Raw genomic sequence first — 16,846 nt, forward strand, 5'->3', positions numbered from 1 at the left:
GGCGCGCGATTCATGCTCGGGCCCGCGACTTCCGCCCGGACGCGCCCCCGCGCGGATGCGCACCGGGAGAGGACATGGCCCGCTACGTCGACGCGATCGATCTCCCCATTCCCGTCGAGACGGCCTTCGACTTCCTCGCCGACTTCAGCCGCACGGTCGAGTGGGACCCCGGCGTGGTCGACGCGCGCAGGCTCACCGACGGCCCCATCGGCGCGGGCAGCCGGTTCGGCGTGACCGTGTCGTTCCTCGGTCAGACGCTCCCGTTCGAGTACGCGATCGAGGCGTACGAGCGACCGTCGCGGCTCGTCCTCGTCGGTGAGAGCGACGCGGTGAGCTCGCGCGACGAGATCACGTTCGTCGCGCGGCCGGGCGGGACGCGCGTGACCTACGAGGCCGCGATCGAGCTCGCGGGGCTGCGCCGGCTCGCCGACCCGCTCGTCGGCGCGCTCTTCCAGATCACCGGGCGGCTCGCCGTGCGCGGGCTGCGCGAGCGCTTCGCGCGCGGCGACGCGCCGCGCGCGTCGGGCGATCGCGGCGCGGCCTCCTCGCGCGGTGCGCGCTGCGCGCGTCCGCGCACGACGACGCCGGCGAACGCGCCGCGAGCGCGCCGCGCGGGAGGCGCGTGATGCGGCTCGCGGCGAAGCTCGGCGGCATCGAGCTCGAGGACGATCGGGGCGAGCGGCGCGCGCTCGGGAGCTTCTGGCGCGACGGTCGCGTCGTGCTCGTCTTCGTGCGCCACTTCGGCTGACTGTTCTGCCGCGAGCACGTCGCGCAGTTGCGCGACCGGCTCCCGGAGCTCCGCGAGCGCGGGGCCGAGCTCGTCGTCGTCGGCTGCGGCGACGCGCGCTTCGCCGCCGCCTTTCGCGAGGACATGCGGCTCGACGTCCCGCTGCTCGTCGACCCCGAGCTGCGCGCCTACCGCGCGGCGGGGCTGCGGCGCGGGCGCGTCGAGCTGCTGTCGCCGCGCATGCCGCTGCACGCGCTGCGCGCGCTCCGCTCGGGCGAGCGTCAGCGCGGCGTACAGGGCGACCCGTGGCAGCTCGGCGGCGTCTTCGTGCTCGAGCGCGGCGGCGCGCTCCTCTACCGCCACGCGAGCCGCGAGGCGGGCGACCACGCGCCGTTCGAGGAGATCCTCGCGGCGCTCGACGGCACCGCGCCGCCGCCGCACGAGCCCGCTCGCGCACCCCGCGCGCAGGCGGCGCTCGGCCGCGCGCTCTCGCGCGTCGTCGACCCGCTCGTCGTGCCCTCGTTCGACCGCACGGGCTTCGCCATCCACGCGCTCGCGTTCGATCCCGGCGACCTCGACGTCGATCTCGCGGGCCGGCGCTGTCTCGTCACCGGCGCCAACGCCGGACTCGGCTACGCGACGGCGCTCGCGCTCGCCGACCTCGGCGCCGAGGTCGTGATGCTGTGCCGCGACGCCGCGCGCGCGGAGGACGCGGCCGAGCGCATCCGCGCCGCGACCGGCAGCGCGCGCGTCGCGACCTGCCTCGTCGACGTGTCGGATCTCGCCTCGGTGCGCGCCGCCGCGGCGCGGCTCGCCGAGGCGCCCGTCGACGTGCTCGTGCACAACGCGGGCGTGCTGCCGGACGCGCGCACCGAGACCCGCGACGGGCTCGAGCTCACGTTCGCGACGCACGTCGCGGGGCCGCACCTGCTGACGCGGCTGCTCCGACCGCGGCTCGAGGCGGCGGAGGATGCGCGCGTCGTGTTCGTGACGTCGGGCGGCATGTACACGCGACGCCTCGAGCTCGACGACGCGCAGTGGACGCGCCGCGCGTACGACGGCGTCGTCGCCTACGCCGAGACGAAGCGCGCGCAGGTGGTGCTCGCCGGGCTCTGGGCGCAGGAGCTGCGTCCGTACGGCGTCGCCGTGAGCGCGGTGCACCCGGGCTGGGCCGACACGCCGGGCGTCACCACGTCGCTTCCGCGCTTCCACCGGCTCGCGCGCTCGATCCTCCGCACGCCCGACGAGGGAGCGGACACGATCGTGTGGCTCGCGGCGAGCGAGCGCGCGCGCGAGGCGTCGGGCGAGCTGTGGTTCGATCGCGCGCCGCGCCGCCGGCACGTCCTGCCGTTCACGCGCGAGAGCGCGGCCGACCGGCGCGCGCTCTGGGAGCGCTGCGAGCGCATCGCCCGCGACGCGGAGCGGGAGGCGACGTGAAGGTCGGTGAGCGCATTCCCGACGCCGTGCTCGACCGCGCGGTGGTCGGGCTGCACGTCGCGCCGGGCACGCTGCGCGACCAGCTCGGCGACGCGCCGACGCTCCTCGTCTTCCTGCGCCACTTCGGCTGCATGTTCTGCCGCGAGACGCTGGCCGACCTGCGCGGCGCGTCGCAGGCCGACGCGCGCTTCCCGCGCGTGCTGCTCTTCTTCCAGGGCACGCTCACCGAGGGGCGCGCGCTGCTGCGGCGCTACTGGCCGGACGTCCCCGCGATCGCGGACCCCGCGCTCGAGCTGTACGACGCGTTCGGCGTCGAGCGCGGCTCGTGGGCGCAGATGCTCGGGCCGCCGGTGTGGCCCGCGAGCGTGCGCGCGCGCGCGAAGGGCCACCGCAACGCGGAGCGGTCGGGCGACATCTGGCGGATGCCCGGCATGTTCCTCTGCCGCGGGTCCGAGGTCGCGTGGACGCACGCGTACCGCAGCGCCGGCGACGCACCCGATTACGCGGCGATCGCAGCCATCGCCCGGGCGACGCGCTAGAACCGCGCTCCGCGCGGCGCCTCCGGAGGCCGCGCCTCCGCGCACGGGTCCGCCCGCGCGCGCGTCCGGCGCTCGGAACGCCCACTCAGGAGGGATCGATGTCCACGTCCATCTCCGTCGGCCCGCGCGCGCGTCGCGCGGCCGCCGGGCTCGCGCTCGCGGCGCTCGCCGTCGGCTGTGCCACACCGCCGCCTCCCGTGCGCGCGGGGCAGTCGCCCGGCTATGCGGCGAGCGCCTGGGCGACGCTGCACCGCGACTCGCGCAACTCGGACTTCGCGCCGCTCTTCGCGACGCCCGCGCTGCGCGTCGCGTGGGCCGCGCTCGAAGGCGCCGCGATGTGGGTCGGGCCGTCGCTCGGCCCCGAGGGCCACGTCTACGCGACGAGCGGTCGCGGCGAGGGCACGTCGCACCTGCACGCCTTCGACCGCGACGGGAACCTCCTGTGGGAGAGCGCGCCGATGCGGTCGCTCGCCGACCTCGACTACGGCGCGGTGATCAACGCGCCGCTCGTCGCCGACGACGGCGACGTGTACCAGGCCGACGTCGACCAGCTCTGGGCGTTCGACGCGAACGGCGCCGTGCGCTGGGTGGCGAGCCTGCGCGACGCGGGCGCGCAGGGCCACTTCGTCACGCCCATCTTCTCGAAGGAAGGCCACGTCGGCGGCATCACCACGGACGGGAAGGTGCTCTTCTTCGCGCGCGCGGACGGCGCGCTCGTGTGGCCGGCGTTCGACCTGCCCGGCGTCGGCGGCCCGCCCGCGACGCCGGCACCGCCCGGGCTCCTCGAGGGCGGCCTGCACGCGCGCGAGTTCGTGCAGCCGATGTGGAACCTGATCTTCGGTCGCGAGATCGAGGTCGCGAACACGCCCTCCGTGCACCCGGAGACGGGACGCATCTTCATCACGGCGGGCGGTGCGTCGCCGTCGGAGGGCGCGCTCTACGGCATCGACACGACGCCCGAAGGGCCCGTCGTCGCGTTCGCGCACCCGATGGCGCAGGGCAGCGGCACGAGCCCGGCGATCTCGCCCGACGGCGCGCTCGTGTACGCGGCGGGCGACGACGGCGTGATGGTCGCGGTCGACGCCGCGACGGGCGCGCTCGTCTGGCGCGCCGAGGACACCGCCGCGGCGGCATCGCCCTCGGTCGGCGGCGACGGAGTCGTGTACTCGACGACGCGCGGGCAGGGGCTCGTCGCGATCGACGGTCGCACCGGCGCGCGCCGCTTCGCGGTCGACTTCACGCCGCTCGCCGAGCGCGTGCTCGCCGAATCGCCGGAGCGAGGCCCGCGCGTCGCATCCGTGAACTCGATCCTCACGGTCACGGACGGCGCCGTGTGGGCCGTGCTCGACCTCGGTTACCGGATCGGCGGCGAGGCGCCCGCCGGCGGCGCGGCGGCTCCCGGCGCGGCCGACCCAGCGGCGGACGCGGCCGCGCACGTGGACGGCGGCGCGGGAGGCGGCGCGGCCGCCGTGCGCGGCATGCCGCAGCCGCACCGGTTCGTCGTCGTCGCGGTGTCGCCGTCGGACGGCGCGATCCTCGGTGCGACGGAGATCGCCGGAAGCTCGAGCGCGTTCGTCGTTCCCGACGTCGACGGTCGCGTCTACGTGTCGCTCGCGGCGGTGTCGACGTCGATGAGCTTCTACGGCGTGAACCCTGCGCTGCCCGAGGCGCTGCGCGCGCCCGGGCCGCCCGTCGCCGGGCTGGTCGCGCTCGCGCCGGTGTCGCCCGCGGCCTACGCGCGCGACGCCGTCGACGCGCTGCGCGCGAAGCTCGCGCGCGGCGGCGGGCGAGGCCGGCGCGCGCGCGTGGAGCGACGCCGTCGACGCGGCGCGCGCGCAGCTCGCGGGGCTCGACCGCGCGCTCGCCGACGCGGCCGTCGCGGGAGAGCTCGATGCGCCGACGCTCGCGCTCGCCGCGCGCGAAGCGGGCGCGGCGCGGCGCGCGCTCGACGCCGCGCTCGGCGCGGTCGCGGGCCGTGCGAGCGACGACGCGCGGGCGCGCGCGCGACGCGAGGTCGCCGCCGCGCGCGCGTCGCTCATCGCGCTGGCCGCCGCGCTCGCTTCCCCGTAGGCTGCGCGCGCCCGACGAGCCGCGCGCCCCGCGCCGCGGAGCCGGGCCGCACCGCGAGGAGGGCGCATGGGCACGGCGGGCACCGGATCGAGCTTGCGCGGCACGGCCGGCATCGTGACGGGCGCGGGCTCGGGCATCGGCCGCGCGACCGCGCTCGCGATGGCCGCCGAGGGCGCGCGCGTCGCGATCGCCGACATCGACGCGGCGTCCGGCGAGGAGACGGTGCGGCTCGTCGCGGAGGCGGGCGGCGAGGCCTTCGCCGTCGCCACCGACGTGCGCGACGAGGCGCGCGTCGAGGCGATGGTCCGCGCGACCGTCGACCGCTTCGGCCGGCTCGACTGGGCCTGCAACAACGCCGCGACGGGCGAGACGCTCGCGCCGATGACGCAGCTCACGCGAAAGGACTGGGACGGCTTCGTCGAGGTGGCGCTCGTCGGCGTGTGGCTGTGCATGAAGCACGAGATCCCGGCGATGATCGAGCGCGGCGGCGGCGCGATCGTGAACATCGGCTCGATGGTGGGACTGAACGGCCAGCCGTTGATGAGCGCCTACGCGGCGGCGAAGGGCGGCGTGATCGCGCTCAGCAAGAGCGCGGCCGCCGAGTTCGCGCCGATGGGCGTGCGCGTGAACGTCGTGAACCCCGGCATGATCGCGACGCCCGGCAACGAGGAGGTCGCGAAGCTGCTCCCCGACTTCATGCAGCGCGGCATCGACGCGCACGCGCTCGCGCGCATGGGCCGGCCCGAGGAGGTCGCGGCGACCGTCGCGTTCCTGTGCTCCGAGGGCGCGGGCTTCATCACGGGCCAGTGCATCAACGTCGAGGGCGGCGTCTCGGTGAAGGCGACCACGTATCCGTAGGAGGCGAGCGATGGACAAGGGCGACTGCGTGCTCTTCAGCGGCGCCGCGAGCGGCGCGGAGGCGACGTTCGGGGCGACGGCCGAGCGCTACGGGATCGCGGAGGTCAACTTCACGTTCGAGGGGCACAACGACGCGCGCACGCGCGGCCTGCGCGTGCTGACGCCCGAGGAGCTCCGGCACGGCGACGTGAGCCTCGCCTACGTGAGCCGGCTCATGCACCGCAAGTACCGCGACACGCCGCTGTTCAAGAAGGTGCTGCAGAGCATCTGGCACCAGGTCAACAGCGGGCAGGAGATCTTCGTCGTCGGCTGGGTGCTCGACGACGGCACGGTGAAGGGCGGCACCGGCTGGGGCGCCGAGTTCGCGAAGCTCTGCAACAAGCCGCTGTTCGTCTTCGACCAGGCGAAGGACGCGTGGCTGCGCTGGAAGAGCGACCGCTGGGAGGCCGTCGACCCGCCCGCCGTCGGCCATCCGCACTTCGCGGGAACGGGCACGCGCTTCATCGAGGCGAACGGCAAGCGCGCGATCGAGGAGCTCTTCGCGCGCAGCTTCGCCTAGCGATCGCGCCGCGCGGCGGGAACGACGACGGGAGTGGGAATGGCGGACGCGGGAACGTACGAGCGGCTGTGTGCACTGCTCGGGACGCGCGGCGAGGCGATCCTCGCGCGCGACCCGGTGAACCAGCCGATGATCCGGCACTGGTGCGACGCGATGGAGGACGACAACCCCGTCTACACCGACCCGGCGATCGCCGCGCGCTCGGTGTTCGGCGAGGTGGTCGCGCCGGCGACGATGCTCAACACGTGGTCGATGCTCGGCCTCACGCGCCGGCCGGCGGGGAGCACGGGCGACGACCCGCAGAGCCGCGCGCTGCGCGTCCTCGACGCCGCCGGCTTCACGTCCGTCGTCGCGACGAACTGCGACCACGAGTACGACCGGCCGCTCGTGCTGGGCGACCACCTCTCGTCGACCATCGAGCTCGTCGAGGTCTCGCCCGAGAAGAAGACCGCGCTCGGCGTCGGCCACTTCGTGACGACGCAGACCGAGTACCGCGACCTTCGCGGCGAGCGCGTCGGCGCGATGCGATTCCGCATCCTGAAGTTCGCGCCGGGGACCGGGCGCGTCGCCCCGGGCGGCGCGGGCGGCGCGTCGGCGGCCGCGCCGACGCGACGGCTCGCGCCGTCGATTCCCGACGGCGCGAGCGGCCGCGCGACGCTCGTGCGCGTGCTCGACGCCGCGGGCGCCGCCGCGTCGGCGTTCGGGCCCGAGCGCGTCGCCGCCGAGATCGAGCTCGCGGAGGGCGGGCGCGTCGAGGCGGACGTCGTCGACCTCGCGCGCGAGCTCGTCGTGCCCGGCGTCGCACTCGAGCTCGCCATCGACGAGAGCGACCCGGACTCGCCGGTGCCGGTGTTCCGCATCGCGCGCGCGCCGCGCCGCGCGTCGACGCGCGGCTTCGACGCGATCGAGGTCGGCGAGCGGCTCGCGCCGTGCCCGATCCCGATCACGACGACGCGCATCGTCGCCACCGCGATCGCCTCGCGCGACTACCAGGACGTGCACCACGACCCGGTGCTCGCGCGCCGGCGCGGCTCGCCCGACATCTTCATGAACATCCTCACGTCGGGCGGGCTGTGCGGACGCTATGTGAGCGACTGGGCCGGCCCCGAGGCGCGCTTCCTCGCGATGCACATCCGGCTCGGCGCGCCGAACTACCCGGGCGACTGCATGACGATGTACGGCGAGGTCGCGGCAAAGGAGAGGCGCGGCGGCCGCGGCATCGCGACGATCGCGCTGCGCGGCGCGAACCGCCTGGGCGACCACGTGACCGGCACGATCGAGCTCGCGCTGCCCGACGCGGAAGGCCCGGCGCTCGGCTGAGCGGGCTGGACGAGCGCCACGCCCGCGACAGGAGACGGAGAGGGAGCCATGGGAAACCTGGATGGACGCGTGGCGATCGTCACCGGCGCCGGTCGCGGCATCGGGCGCGGCGTCGCGCTGGCGCTCGCGAAGGAGGGCGCCGACGTCGCGATCGCCGAGCTCGACCCGGCGACGGCCGCGGCCGTCGCGGACGAGGTGCGCGCGCTCGGGCGGCGCGCACTCGCGCTCCCGGGCGACATCGCGCTGCTCGAGACGTGCGAGGAGGTCGTGCGCCGCACGGTCGCCGAGCTCGGCCGGCTCGACATCCTGGTGAACAACGCCGCCGTGACGGCCGGGATGAAGCCGTTCGAGCAGTTCACGGACGACGAGTTCATGCGCACCTACGCCGTCTCGGCGCTGGCGACGTTCCGGCTCATGCGCGCGGCCTCGCCCCACCTTCGCAAGAGTCCGGCCGGACGCATCGTGAACTTCGCGACCGGCACCGGAACGCTCGGCAACCCGTTCCAGTTCGACTACGCGGCGGCGAAGGAGTCGGTGCGCGCGATGACGCGCGTCGCCGCGCGCGAGTTCGCGGCCGACGGCGTCACCGTCAACACCGTCTGCCCCTTCGCGGACTCCGAGGGCGTGCGCGGCAACGTCGACGCGAAGATGCTCGCGTTCATGCTCGCCAACAATCCGATGGGCCGGCTCGGCCACTGCGAGGACGACATCGGCCGCACGGTCGCGTTCCTCGCCAGCGACGCCGCCGCCTACGTGACGTCGAACACGATCTTCGTCGACGGCGGCGGCGGATCGACGCGTTGCTAGGCCCGAGCCGTGCGCCGGCGGCGGCGCGCCTCGCGGCCGCGCTGCTCGCCGCCGCCGCCTGCGCGCCCGCGGCGCCCGTCTTCCACGCGTCGCCGGCGACGCGCGCACTCGACCTCCCGTTCTCCGATGCGGTCGAGGCCGGAGACTTCGTCTTCGTGTCGGGGCAGATCGGGAACGCCCCGGGCTCGCTCGCGCTCGTCGACGGCGGGATCCGCGCGCAGGCGGCGCAGGCGCTCGCGAACGTGCGCGCGATCCTCGCGCAGAGCGGCTCGGGCATGGACCGCGTCGTGAAGTGCACGGTGTTCCTCGCGGACATGGGGGACTGGCCGGCCTTCAACGAGGTCTACCGCGAGGCGTTCCCCGACGCGGCCGCGCGCCCCGCGCGGAGCGCGCTCGGCGCGTCGGGGCTCGCGGTCGGAGCGCTCGTCGAGCTCGAGTGCATCGCGCTGCGCGGTCGCTAGGCGGACGCCGCCTCGCGCCGTCGGGTCGGGCCTCACGCGAGCGCGGGCAGCACGCTCGCGGCGAGGCGTTCGAGCGCGTCCTCGCGCTCGGACGGCGCGAGCCCCGAGAACGGGGCGGCCGCGACGACGAGATCGATCGCGAGTCGCTCGCGCAGCGCGCCGAGCGCGTCGACGACGCGCTGCGCGGTGCCGACGATGGCGCGCTCCTCGACGTCCTCGTCCACCGCGCGCGCGATCGCCCGCGGCGCGCGCGCGCCCGCGCCGCGCAGGCCGCGGACCTCGCGCCTGAGCAGGTCGAGCACGCGGTCGGCGTCGGCGTCGCTCGCGGCGACGTGCACGGTGCGCATCGCGGGGCGCACGAGCGTCGCCGGATCGACGTCGGGCGGGAGGCCGGCGCGGTGCGCGGCGAGGTTCGCTTCGAGCTGGCGCGTGCTCTCGATGGGCGACGGCAGGTACGGCAGCGCGCGCCGCGCCGCCTGCGCGAGGCCGAGCGGCCCGAAGGCCGCGACCGCGAGCGGCGGGTGGGGATGCTGCCAGGGGGCGCGCACGGAGCCGTCCGCGCCGCCGGCCCACGCGTCGAGCATCGCGTCGAGGCAGGCGTCGAAGCGCGCGCGCTTCGACTTCGGGTCGACGCCGAACGCGCGGAAGAGCGGCTCGCGGAAGCCGCGCCCGAGGCCGAGCACGACGCGTCCGCGCGACGCGCGATCGAGCGCGGCGACTTCGTCGGCGAGCGCGAGCGGCTCGTGGATCGGCAGCAGCACGGACGTCGTGGCGAGTCGGATGCGCGTCGTGCGGGCCGCGAACGCCGCGTGTGCGAGCAGGGGCGACGCGGTCACGCCCGGCGCGAAGTGCATCTCGGGAAGCCAGACGGAGTGGAAGCCGAGCGCGTCGGCGCGCTCGACGATGCGAAGCTGGGCCTGCCAGTCGGCCGGGGTGCGCGCGCCGCCGAGCGCGATGCCGAGCGCGAAGCGCTCGAGCCCCCAGGCGTCGCGCTGGGTCGGCGCGCGATCGCCGGCCGCGCAGGGCTGCGGCTCGCTCATCCGCCGCCGTCGCGTTCGCCGTCGTCGTCGCCAGTGCGCGCAGCGCTCGCGCGCGTCGGCGACGCGCTCCGCGCGGGCTCGCCGTCGTCGCGGGGCATCAGCCGGATGCGCGCCGTCACCTCGACGGCGTGGCCTTCGAGGATCTGCGCCAGCACCTCGGCGAGGTCGACGCGGTCGAGGACGCGGCCGAGCTCGCGCGCGATCACCTCGGTCATGTCGCGGCGCGTGCGCTCGCTCTGCTGCGCGGCGAAGTCGATCCAGTCCTTCGGGAGGGTGTCGCCGAGCGCCTTGCGCAGCGCCTCCTCGGTCGTGAAGAAGCCGGAGAGGCCGACGGCCATCATGCGGCGGACCATGTCGGTGACGGCCTCGGAGCTCCGGGCGCCGAGGCCGCCCAGCCCGCTCGTTCCGCCCGCCCGCTCGCGTTCCTTCGCCATCCGCACACTCCGCTCTAGTAGACTCGGCGCATGTCGTTCGCGGTTCGCGACATCATGACGCGCAAGATCGTGACGATCAGCGTGAGCGAACGGCTCTCGACGGTGCAAGATATCATGACGCTGGGTGGCGTCCGGCACATCCCGGTCGTCCGCGGCGGCGAGCTCGTCGGCGTCGTGACCGAGCGCGATCTGCTGCGCACGTCGCTGTCGACGTTGAGCGAGTTCGGCGCGGACCATCGCCGCGCGTTCCTGCACGCGATCGAGATCGAGCGCGTGATGTCGTCGCCGCCCATCACGATCCGCGAGAGCGAGCCCGTGCGCGAAGCCGCGCGCGTGATGGCGGAGCGAAAGATCGGCTGCCTTCCCGTCCTCGACGACGGCGGTCGCTTCGTCGGGCTCGTGACCGAGACCGACGTGCTGCGCCACTTCGCGGGCCTGTCGCCCACGGCGGGGTGACGCGATTGCAGCTCCCTCGGGGGCCGTGTACGTTGCTGCCCTCGGGGGTTCTCGGTCGGGTCCGACCGGCGCGAGGAGCGAGATGATCGAGTCGATCCTGGTCGGCACGGACGGGTCCGAAGCCGCCGCGAGCGCCGAGCGCTTCGCGATCTCGCTCGCGGCCCGGCTCCGCGCGCGGATCGCCGCGTGCACGGTCGTCGAGGATCGCGACGTGCGCGCGCCGGACGACGGCGGCCTCGGAACCCCCGGCTTCCCCGATGCGGCCCTCGCCACCTACTACCGCGCGCGCGCCGAGGCGACGGCGCGTCGCTTCGGCGAGCGCGCGCGCGAGGGCGGCGTGCAGGGCGGCTGCGAGATGCAGCAGGGCGTCGCCGCCGACGCGCTCGTCGCGCGCGCCCGCTCGGCGTCGCTCTGCGCGCTCGGCCGGCGCGGGAAGGGCGACTACGCGGGCGCGGCCCTCCTCGGCTCGACCGTCGACGCCGTCCTTCGCACGACGTCGCGCAGCGTCGTCGTCGTCCCGCCCGGCGCGCCGACGCGCGGCGCGATCGTGCTCGGCTTCGACGGCTCGCCGGGCTCGCGGCTCGCCGCGCAGGTCGCCGTCGACCTCGCGAACGGGCTCGGCGAAGCGGTCCACGTGTTCGTCGACTCGAAGGACAAGGGGCGCGCCGTCGCGCGCTTCGACGAGGTGCGCGAGCTCGTCGGCGGCCTGTCGGTGCCCGTTCGCGAGGCCTCCTCCACGCTCGGCCGCCCCGACGTGAAGATCGTCGACACGGCGACCGAGGCCGCGGCGGGGCTGATCGTGATGGGCGCCTACGGTCGCAACCGCATCACGGAGTGCTTCATCGGCAGCAACGCGGCCGCGGTGGCGCGCACATCGCCGGTGGCCGTCCTCCTCGTTCGTTAGTCGTGAGCGCGCGCGCCGCGACGCCCGACGCTCCGTCGCTCCGGCTGGCCGAGCTGGCCGAGGCGCTCGACTGCGAGCTCGTGGGCGATGGCGACGCGCGGGTGTGCGGCGTCGCGTCGCTCGCGGATGCCGGGCCCCTCGACCTCGCCTTCGCCCGCTCGCGGCGCTTCGCGGACGCGCTCGCCGCGACGCGCGCGGGCGCCGTGATCGTCGCGCCCGACCTCGACCCGGGCGCGCGGCCGGCGCTCCGCTCCACCGACCCGACGCGCGACTTCGCGCGCGCTGCCGCGCTGCTCGCGCAGGCGGCGCGCCCGCCGGCGGGCGTGCACGCGCGCGCCGTCGTCGACCCCGACGCGCGCGTCGACCCGACGGCCTCGGTCGGCGCGAACGCCGTGGTCGGCGCCCGCGCGCGCGTCGGCGCGCGCACGGTGCTGCACGCCAACGTCACGCTCTACCCCGACGTCGAGGTCGGCGCCGACTGCGAGCTGCACGCGGGCGTCGTCGTGCGCGAGGGGACGCGCATCGGCGATCGCGTGCGCATCCAGCCCGGTGCGCTCGTCGGCGGCGATGGCTTCGGCTTCCTGCCGACCGAGAACGGGCTGCCCGAGCGCGTGCCGCAGCTCGGGCGCGTCGCGATCGAGGACGACGTCGACATCGGCGCCGGCGTCGCGATCGACCGCGCGACGCTCGGCGAGACGCGCATCCGACGCGGCGCGAAGATCGACGACCTCGTCATGGTCGGGCACAACTGCGACATCGGAGAGGGCGCGATCGTCGTCGCGCAGAGCGGGCTCGGCGGGAGCACGCGCATCGGCGCGCGCGCCATCCTGATGGCGCGCGTGGGAGCGGCGGGCCAGCTCGAGGTGGGCGAGGGCGCGTTCGTCGGCGCGCGCGCGGGCCTGCACGGCGACGTCGCGGCGGGGGCGCGCGTGTTCGGGAGCCCCGCGGTCGAAGGGCGCGCGTGGCACCGCGAGATCGGCGCGCTGCGGCTCCTGCCCGCCGCGCTGCGACGGCTGCGCCGGCTCGAGCGGCGGCTCGGCCTGCGCGGGGTCGACGACCCCCCGCGCGGCGGCCCGCGCGAGGGGCCCGGCGCTCCGTCCGGAGACGACGCGTGATCGACGTGCGCGCGACGCGGCTCGACGCGCTCCGCGACGCCGCGTCGCGCGCGAGCGACGACGACCTCGCGGCGCTGTGCGACGCGCTCGCGCGCGACGCGCGCGCGGGCGCCCGCGCGCTCGCGCGCCGGCTCGACCGGAGGCTCGCAGCGCGCGCCGCGGAGCGCGCCCGGCTCGAACGTCTCCTCGCGCTCCGCGAGGCGCTTCGCGCGCGCGGCTTCCGCTGCGTCGCCGGCGTCGACGAGGTCGGCGTCGGGCCGCTCGCGGGCCCGGTCGTCGCGGCGGCGGTCGTGCTGCCCGCGCGCGTCGATCCGGCGCGCCTCGCCGGCCTCGACGACTCGAAGCGGCTGTCGGCGGCCGTGCGCGAGCAGCTCGACGCCGCGATTCGCGAGAGCGGCGCCGCCGTCGGCATCGGATGCGTCGAGCCCGACGAGATCGATCGGCTCGACATCTACCGCGCGTCGCTCGAGGCGATGCGCCGCGCGGTGGTGGCGCTGCGCGAGGCGCTCCCCGTCGACCACCTGCTCGTCGACGCGCGCGTCGTGCCGGGCGTGCGAGTCGCGCAGACGTCGATCGTCAAGGGCGACGCGCGTGACGCGTCGATCGCCGCGGCGTCGATCGTCGCGAAGGTGCACCGCGACGCGCTCATGCGCGCGTTCGACGAGCGCCACCCGGGCTACGGGTTCGCGCGCCACATGGGCTACGGCACGGCGCAGCACCTCGCCGCGCTGCGCGCGCTCGGCCCCTCGCCCATCCACCGTCGCTCCTTCGCGCCGGTCGCGGCGGCGCGGCGCGCATGACGTCGCTCCCGCGCCTGCGCGCCGCGCCGGAGGACTTCCGGGTCGAGGAGGTGCCGCTCTACGCCCCGTGCGGCGAGGGCGAGCACACCTACGTGTGGATCGAGAAGCGCCTGCGGACGACGGAGGAGGTCGCGCGCGAGCTCGCGCGGGCGGCGGGCGTCCCGCCGCGCGACGTCGGCTATGCGGGGCGCAAGGATCGCGTCGCCGTGACGCGACAGTGGATGTCGGTGCGCGCGCTCGAGCCCGACGCCGCGCGCGCGCTCGAGCTGCGCGGCGCACGCGTGCTCGAGGCGGTGCGCCATCGCAACAAGCTGCGCACCGGGCACCTGCGCGGGAACCGCTTCGACCTGCTCGTGCGCGACGTCGATGCCGAGGCGCTCGCGCGCGCGGAGCGGGAGCTCGAGCGGATCGCGCGCGAGGGGATGTCGAATCGCTTCGGCGGCCAGCGCTTCGGGCGCGACGGCGACAACGCGCAGCGCGCGCTCGCGCTGCTCCGCGGCGGCGCGGCGCGGGCGCGGGGCGACCGGCGCGAGCAGCGCTTCCTGCTGTCGGCCCTCCAGTCGGCCGTGTTCAACGAGTTCCTCGAGGAGCGCTGCGCGCGCGGGCTCGGGCCGGGCGAGCTCGAGCGCGGCGACGTCGCGGTGCTGCACGCGTCGGGCGGGATGTTCGAGGTCGAGGACGTCGAGCGCGAGCGCGAGCGCGCGGCCCGCTTCGAGATCAGCGCGACCGGGCCGATGTTCGGCGCGCGCATGATGCCGGCGGGCGGCGAGGTGCGCGCGCGCGAGCTCGCACTGCTCGAGCGCTGGGGGGTGCCGCCCGGGCCCGGCCTCGCGCCGCCGCGCGGCATCCGGCTCGACGGGACGCGACGCGCGCTGCGCGCCCGCGTCGGCGACGCGTCGCTCGAGCCGGTCGAGCCCGGCGTCGCGCGGCTGCGCGCGGCGCTGCCGCCCGGTGGCTATGTCACCGTCCTCGTCGAGGAGCTCTTCGGAGGCTTCTGCGAGGATCGGGCGCCGGCGGTATGCTGAGCCGCCGGCCGACGGTCGTCGCCCGTCCGTCGGCATCCGACCCTCGGCGACGGTCCGTCGCGCCCGCGGAGGAGAGCCCATGCGCATCGCCAGCAACGTGTGCGAGCTCGTCGGTCGCACGCCGCTCGTCCGCCTCAACCGCGTGACGGACGGCGTCGACGCCACCATCGTCGTCAAGCTCGAGAGCCGCAATCCGGCCGCGAGCGTCAAGGACCGCATCGGCGTCGCGATGATCGACGCCGCCGAGCGCGAGGGGCGCATCACGCCCGGCAGGACGACGATCGTCGAGCCGACGAGCGGCAACACCGGCATCGCGCTCGCCTTCGTCGCCGCCGTGCGCGGCTACGCCTGCATCCTCGTCATGCCGGACACGATGAGCCCGGAGCGCCGCGCCACGCTGCGCGCGTTCGGCGCGAAGCTCGTGCTCACGCCCGGCGCGCAGGGCATGAAGGCGGCGGTCGAGAAGGTGAACGAGATCGCGAAGCGCACGCCCGACTCCTTCGTCCCGATGCAGTTCGAGAACCCGGCCAACCCGGAGGTGCACCGCAACACGACGGCGGTCGAGCTCTGGGAAGACACGGACGGGGCGATCGATGCCTTCGTCACGGGCGTCGGCACGGGCGGCACGATCACGGGCGTGGCCCAGGTGATCAAGCCCAGGAAGCCGGGCTTCCAGGTGATCGCGGTCGAGCCCGAGGAGAGCGCCATCCTGTCGGGCTGCGCGCCGGGGCCGCACAAGATCCAGGGCATCGGCGCGGGCTTCGTGCCTCCCGTGCTCGACACGAACCTGCTCGACGGCGTCGTCACCGTCCCGAGCGTCGATGCGCTCGACATGGCGCGCCGCCTCGCGCGCGAAGAGGGCATCCTGTGCGGCATCTCGTCGGGCGCCAACGTGCTGGGCGCGATCAAATACGCGCTCAAGCCCGAGAACCGCGGCAAGCTCGTCGCGACGACCGTCTGCGACTTCGGCGAGCGCTACATCCAGACCGCGCTCTTCGACGACTACCGCTACGAGGGGAGCGACGAGGTCTGACGCCCGATGTCCGAGCCGCTCGTCCGCCGCTTCGGTGATCTCGCCCCGCGCATCGACCCGAGCGTCTGGGTCGCTCCGGGTGCGGTCGTCGTGGGCGACGTCGAGATCGGCGCGGACTCGAGCGTGTGGTACGCGGCGGTCGTGCGCGGCGACGTCGAGCGCGTGCGCATCGGCGCGCGCTCGAACGTGCAGGACGGCGCCGTCGTGCACGTGACGCGGGATCGCTTCGCGGCGCACATCGGGGACGAGGTGACGGTCGGCCACCGCGCCGTCGTGCACGGCTGCACGGTGGAGGACGGCGCGCTGATCGGCATCGGCGCGGTCGTGCTCGACGGGGCGCGCGTCGGCGAGGGCGCGCTCGTCGGCGCCGGCGCGCTCGTCACGCCGGGGAGCGTGATCGAGCCGCACACGGTCGCGCTCGGCGCTCCCGCGCGCTCCGTTCGCGCGCTCGGCGACGACGAGCGGCGCGAGCAGCGCGAGCGCACGCTGAGCTACGTGGAGACGGCGCGCGTGCACGCGGCATCCGGGGCCTGCGTGCGGGCGCACCGACCGCCGGGAAGGGCCTCTGCATGACCAACACCGAGAGCGCTGCGGCGCGCGAGCAGAAGAAGGCGGAGTCGCGCCGGAAGATCCTCGACGCCGCGCGCGAGATCTTCTTTCGCGACGGCTTCATGAACGCGAACCTCGACGAGGTCGCGGACAAGGCGGGCGTCGCGAAGGGCACGCTCTACCGGTACTTCGAGAGCAAGGCCGACCTGTACGTCGCGGTGCTCGCCGAGAACGGGAAGGTCTTCACCGACAAGATGGAGCTCGCCGTCGCGAGCGGGCGCGAGGGCGGGGGCTCGGCGCTCGACCGGCTGCGGGCGATCGCGCGCTTCTACTTCTCCCACTGGACGGAGAACCCCGAGTACTTCCAGATCTTCTGGGCGATCGACAACCAGTCGGTGATCGGCGACCTGCCCGGCGCGGTCGTCGACGAGGTGACGCGCCTCTGGGAGCAGAGCCTCGAGATCCTCGACGCGGTGCTGCGCGACGCCGTGAAGGCGGGCGAGCTCGCCGACTGCGACACGTGGCTCACGGCGAACATCCTGTGGACGCTCGCGAACGCGGTGATCCAGTCCGAGGGCACGCTCGCGCGCCGCAGCCTGCGCCGGCGGCCCCTCGACGCGGTCTACGACGAGGCGATCGAGACCGTCCTGCGCGGACTGCGCGCGCCGACCCCCGCCTGACCCCATTCCGGGCGTTGACACGCTCCCGGGCC

Annotated in this window: 21 protein-coding genes; 17 read left to right on the top strand and 4 right to left on the bottom strand. The window is 75.7% G+C overall.

What is annotated here, in order from left to right:
• Positions 1-74 precede the first annotated feature (74 nt).
• From R3E88_03375 to R3E88_03390, 4 genes are read left to right on the top strand one after another with little or no spacing between them, the layout of a single operon-like run.
• Positions 75-626, top strand: a complete 552-nt coding sequence (locus R3E88_03375; GenBank protein ID MEZ4215496.1) for an SRPBCC family protein — start codon at positions 75-77, stop codon at positions 624-626.
• A complete protein-coding gene (locus tag R3E88_03380; GenBank protein ID MEZ4215497.1) occupies positions 626-748 on the top strand; it encodes a hypothetical protein in 123 nt (40 codons plus the stop codon). The genes R3E88_03375 and R3E88_03380 overlap by 1 nt, the downstream gene beginning before the upstream one ends.
• Before the next feature lie 27 nt (positions 749-775).
• Positions 776-2,164, top strand: a complete 1,389-nt coding sequence (locus tag R3E88_03385) for an SDR family NAD(P)-dependent oxidoreductase (GenBank protein ID MEZ4215498.1) — start codon at positions 776-778, stop codon at positions 2,162-2,164.
• Positions 2,161-2,703: a SelL-related redox protein gene (locus tag R3E88_03390; protein ID MEZ4215499.1), complete on the top strand. Its 543-nt coding sequence runs from the start codon at positions 2,161-2,163 to the stop codon at positions 2,701-2,703. The genes R3E88_03385 and R3E88_03390 overlap by 4 nt, the downstream gene beginning before the upstream one ends.
• A 481-nt stretch (positions 2,704-3,184) precedes the next feature.
• Here the strand turns inward: R3E88_03390 and R3E88_03395 are convergent, their stop codons facing one another.
• The gene (locus R3E88_03395; protein MEZ4215500.1) at positions 3,185-3,607 is read right to left on the bottom strand and encodes a hypothetical protein; all 423 of its coding nucleotides are present in this window, start codon (positions 3,605-3,607) and stop codon (positions 3,185-3,187) included.
• Between the two features lie 33 nt (positions 3,608-3,640).
• Positions 3,641-3,943: a hypothetical protein gene (locus R3E88_03400; GenBank protein ID MEZ4215501.1), complete on the bottom strand. Its 303-nt coding sequence runs from the start codon at positions 3,941-3,943 to the stop codon at positions 3,641-3,643.
• Positions 3,944-4,839: 896 nt separating this feature from the next.
• On the opposite strand from R3E88_03400, the gene R3E88_03405 reads away from it, so the two are divergent.
• From R3E88_03405 to R3E88_03425, 5 genes are read left to right on the top strand one after another with little or no spacing between them, the layout of a single operon-like run.
• Positions 4,840-5,631, top strand: a complete 792-nt coding sequence (locus tag R3E88_03405; protein MEZ4215502.1) for a glucose 1-dehydrogenase — start codon at positions 4,840-4,842, stop codon at positions 5,629-5,631.
• Between the two features lie 10 nt (positions 5,632-5,641).
• Entirely contained in the window at positions 5,642-6,190 is a 549-nt protein-coding gene (locus R3E88_03410; protein MEZ4215503.1) for a hypothetical protein, read from the top strand.
• 39 nt (positions 6,191-6,229) lie between these two features.
• The gene (locus R3E88_03415) at positions 6,230-7,510 is read left to right on the top strand and encodes a MaoC family dehydratase N-terminal domain-containing protein (protein MEZ4215504.1); all 1,281 of its coding nucleotides are present in this window, start codon (positions 6,230-6,232) and stop codon (positions 7,508-7,510) included.
• A gap of 48 nt (positions 7,511-7,558) precedes the next feature.
• Positions 7,559-8,317: an SDR family oxidoreductase gene (locus R3E88_03420; protein ID MEZ4215505.1), complete on the top strand. Its 759-nt coding sequence runs from the start codon at positions 7,559-7,561 to the stop codon at positions 8,315-8,317.
• Positions 8,311-8,778 (top strand): RidA family protein, encoded by a 468-nt coding sequence (locus R3E88_03425; GenBank protein ID MEZ4215506.1) that lies wholly within the window; start codon positions 8,311-8,313, stop codon positions 8,776-8,778. The genes R3E88_03420 and R3E88_03425 overlap by 7 nt, the downstream gene beginning before the upstream one ends.
• A gap of 32 nt (positions 8,779-8,810) precedes the next feature.
• Here R3E88_03425 and R3E88_03430 read toward each other — a convergent pair whose 3' ends face one another.
• Positions 8,811-9,818, bottom strand: coding sequence for an LLM class flavin-dependent oxidoreductase (locus R3E88_03430; protein ID MEZ4215507.1), 1,008 nt, complete (start codon positions 9,816-9,818; stop codon positions 8,811-8,813).
• A complete protein-coding gene (locus tag R3E88_03435; protein MEZ4215508.1) occupies positions 9,815-10,252 on the bottom strand; it encodes a hypothetical protein in 438 nt (145 codons plus the stop codon). Before R3E88_03435 ends, R3E88_03430 begins: the two co-directional genes overlap by 4 nt.
• Positions 10,253-10,282: 30 nt before the next feature.
• On the opposite strand from R3E88_03435, the gene R3E88_03440 reads away from it, so the two are divergent.
• The 8 genes from R3E88_03440 (at position 10,283) to R3E88_03475 (ending at position 16,814) form a co-directional block, all read left to right on the top strand.
• Positions 10,283-10,708 carry a CBS domain-containing protein gene (locus R3E88_03440; GenBank protein ID MEZ4215509.1) on the top strand — a complete coding sequence of 142 codons (426 nt, stop codon included), beginning with the start codon at positions 10,283-10,285 and terminating at the stop codon, positions 10,706-10,708.
• Between the two features lie 82 nt (positions 10,709-10,790).
• Positions 10,791-11,612: a universal stress protein gene (locus tag R3E88_03445; GenBank protein MEZ4215510.1), complete on the top strand. Its 822-nt coding sequence runs from the start codon at positions 10,791-10,793 to the stop codon at positions 11,610-11,612.
• Between the two features lie 2 nt (positions 11,613-11,614).
• Positions 11,615-12,727, top strand: a complete 1,113-nt coding sequence (lpxD, locus tag R3E88_03450) for a UDP-3-O-(3-hydroxymyristoyl)glucosamine N-acyltransferase (protein ID MEZ4215511.1) — start codon at positions 11,615-11,617, stop codon at positions 12,725-12,727.
• A complete protein-coding gene (locus R3E88_03455; GenBank protein MEZ4215512.1) occupies positions 12,724-13,527 on the top strand; it encodes a ribonuclease HII in 804 nt (267 codons plus the stop codon). The genes lpxD and R3E88_03455 overlap by 4 nt, the downstream gene beginning before the upstream one ends.
• Positions 13,524-14,552, top strand: coding sequence for a tRNA pseudouridine(13) synthase TruD (locus R3E88_03460; GenBank protein ID MEZ4215513.1), 1,029 nt, complete (start codon positions 13,524-13,526; stop codon positions 14,550-14,552). Before R3E88_03455 ends, R3E88_03460 begins: the two co-directional genes overlap by 4 nt.
• A 79-nt stretch (positions 14,553-14,631) precedes the next feature.
• Complete coding sequence (gene cysK / locus R3E88_03465; GenBank protein MEZ4215514.1) at positions 14,632-15,585, top strand: cysteine synthase A; 954 nt, start codon at positions 14,632-14,634, stop codon at positions 15,583-15,585.
• A 6-nt stretch (positions 15,586-15,591) separates the two neighbouring features.
• A complete protein-coding gene (locus R3E88_03470) occupies positions 15,592-16,158 on the top strand; it encodes a gamma carbonic anhydrase family protein (GenBank protein MEZ4215515.1) in 567 nt (188 codons plus the stop codon).
• Positions 16,155-16,814 (top strand): TetR/AcrR family transcriptional regulator, encoded by a 660-nt coding sequence (locus tag R3E88_03475; GenBank protein MEZ4215516.1) that lies wholly within the window; start codon positions 16,155-16,157, stop codon positions 16,812-16,814. The genes R3E88_03470 and R3E88_03475 overlap by 4 nt, the downstream gene beginning before the upstream one ends.
• Positions 16,815-16,846: the final 32 nt, after the last annotated feature.

It is taken from the genome of Myxococcota bacterium (genome assembly GCA_041389495.1).
GTDB lineage: Bacteria > Myxococcota_A > UBA9160 > UBA9160 > UBA4427 > JAWKRT01.

Coding starts and splice junctions, on each gene's coding strand:
- R3E88_03375 (MEZ4215496.1), top strand. CDS start 75: ATGGCCCGCTACGTCGACGCGATCGATCTCCCCATTCCCGTCGAGACG.
- R3E88_03380 (MEZ4215497.1), top strand. CDS start 626: ATGCGGCTCGCGGCGAAGCTCGGCGGCATCGAGCTCGAGGACGATCGG.
- R3E88_03405 (MEZ4215502.1), top strand. CDS start 4,840: ATGGGCACGGCGGGCACCGGATCGAGCTTGCGCGGCACGGCCGGCATC.
- R3E88_03410 (MEZ4215503.1), top strand. CDS start 5,642: ATGGACAAGGGCGACTGCGTGCTCTTCAGCGGCGCCGCGAGCGGCGCG.
- R3E88_03415 (MEZ4215504.1), top strand. CDS start 6,230: ATGGCGGACGCGGGAACGTACGAGCGGCTGTGTGCACTGCTCGGGACG.
- R3E88_03420 (MEZ4215505.1), top strand. CDS start 7,559: ATGGGAAACCTGGATGGACGCGTGGCGATCGTCACCGGCGCCGGTCGC.
- R3E88_03430 (MEZ4215507.1), bottom strand. CDS start 9,818: ATGAGCGAGCCGCAGCCCTGCGCGGCCGGCGATCGCGCGCCGACCCAG.
- R3E88_03435 (MEZ4215508.1), bottom strand. CDS start 10,252: ATGGCGAAGGAACGCGAGCGGGCGGGCGGAACGAGCGGGCTGGGCGGC.
- R3E88_03440 (MEZ4215509.1), top strand. CDS start 10,283: ATGTCGTTCGCGGTTCGCGACATCATGACGCGCAAGATCGTGACGATC.
- R3E88_03445 (MEZ4215510.1), top strand. CDS start 10,791: ATGATCGAGTCGATCCTGGTCGGCACGGACGGGTCCGAAGCCGCCGCG.
- R3E88_03460 (MEZ4215513.1), top strand. CDS start 13,524: ATGACGTCGCTCCCGCGCCTGCGCGCCGCGCCGGAGGACTTCCGGGTC.
- cysK (MEZ4215514.1), top strand. CDS start 14,632: ATGCGCATCGCCAGCAACGTGTGCGAGCTCGTCGGTCGCACGCCGCTC.
- R3E88_03470 (MEZ4215515.1), top strand. CDS start 15,592: ATGTCCGAGCCGCTCGTCCGCCGCTTCGGTGATCTCGCCCCGCGCATC.
- R3E88_03475 (MEZ4215516.1), top strand. CDS start 16,155: ATGACCAACACCGAGAGCGCTGCGGCGCGCGAGCAGAAGAAGGCGGAG.